We start from the raw sequence: 1,474 nt of genomic DNA on the forward strand, positions 1-1,474 counted from the left end.
CATTTCCTTATACGGAAGTCATGACTCTTCCCTCAGTGTTTGAATAGTGAGCGCGGCGTCCATGGTTCGCTGCATGCCGATCCAGATCGTCTTGGCGCCGGGCTCGCCATCGTTCTTCCGCCCAAGGAACCCGCCCAGGGAAGCAACCAACCGAATCATCTGATTGAGTGTGACCGGTGTCTTCGGGCGAGCTTTCTTGGAGAGCACGTATGCCCCCCGAATCTCGTCGGCATCGAAGAACAGCGACGCATCCAGATCCGGACAGGTTCTGCCCAACCGCATCAGGCGGGCAATGCGCCATGCCACCACCATATACAACGCCAAGGCCCGCTCCACACGATCCATGTGCGATAGCTGTAGCGCCTCGACCTTGCAGCCGGTCTTCAGGACATGGAAGAACATCTCGATCTCCCACCTTGCCCGATACCATTCAACAAGTTCGTTGACCGCATCAGCGTCCTGCGCTTCTCGGTTCGTCACCAATCGCCAAACCACTGGCTTGACGCCTGCGGGCGCTTCGATCTCCCTTGCCGCCACACAGGTGAACTCCGCTCCGACCAGACCCGGCAGCTTCATACGCTGGGCGCGTAGTTCCTGTTTGACCTCGCGCGCCTTCTGGCCTGCTCGCCCTGGCAAGATAAAGGTGATTTCCCCGAGTACCGGGCTGGCGTCGACGCTATCCCACAACTTGCCGCCCTCGGCCAGGTTGCGGTTGTGTTGGCTGCGGATCAACCAGTCGGCCGGTTGGCCAAGTTCCTGGGCGCGCGCCATCAACTCGGCAATATCACCCTCGCGGTCTGTCACATACACCAGCCGTGTCTGCGGCAATAGCGCGGCTTGCTCCGCAACCCGTTCATATCCTTCAATCCAGCGTACGCTTTCCTTGATCCCGCCCCGGTTGCCATCGGCGTCCTTGGGCTCCCGAGCCCACATCCAGGCATCGATCACCCCCAGCGGCTCGCGGTCAGGCGTCACCGCGTAGGTCGGATGCAAAAACATGCCCCGCTGGGCTTCATAGGTCAACGGACCCAGCCCGTCGATCTCCTGGCCATTAAAGTTCAATTCGGTTGTATCAGCGATGCACAGCACCACCGGAAACTGCGCGGCCCTCGCTGCAGTGCGCTCCCAATGCGGCTGCATTACGTCCCGCCAATCGATCTGCTCATTGCCGAGAAACCGATATGCCGCGATGGTTTGCGACCAGTCATCGCATGCGCCGGGGATGCTCGCCGTCGGCAGAGCCGCAAACCGCTTGAGCAGCTCCTTGGCGCGCCGATCCCGCCCCGGATCACCAAGATCCAGACTCTCGAATTCCTCGTCCACCCATGCCCCCGACTCGTTGCTCATTGCTGCGCGAAAATCCGAGAGTAAACGCGAGTCTGGCGAAGTTAACAACCCCCTTACCTCGAAATTCCCGGGACTTCAAGCTCCAAGCCTCGCCGCGGAGACGGTCCTACTTCCGTATAAGGGGATG

The 1,474-nt window shown here is 60.4% G+C and carries 1 protein-coding gene; it reads right to left on the minus strand.

The window, feature by feature from the left end; all coding sequences use genetic code 11:
- Positions 1-18: 18 nt before the first annotated feature.
- Positions 19-1,347, minus strand: coding sequence for an IS4 family transposase (locus MKD38_RS30545; RefSeq protein ID WP_012354713.1), 1,329 nt, complete (start codon positions 1,345-1,347; stop codon positions 19-21).
- Between the last annotated feature and the right edge of the window lie 127 nt (positions 1,348-1,474).

Source organism: Cupriavidus sp. WGlv3 (assembly GCF_023952475.1).
Taxonomy (GTDB): domain Bacteria; phylum Pseudomonadota; class Gammaproteobacteria; order Burkholderiales; family Burkholderiaceae; genus Cupriavidus; species Cupriavidus phytorum.

Bases quoted from the DNA above. Each gene is read 5' to 3' on its own strand.
- MKD38_RS30545 (WP_012354713.1), bottom strand. From the start codon at position 1,347: ATGAGCAACGAGTCGGGGGCATGGGTGGACGAGGAATTCGAGAGTCTG.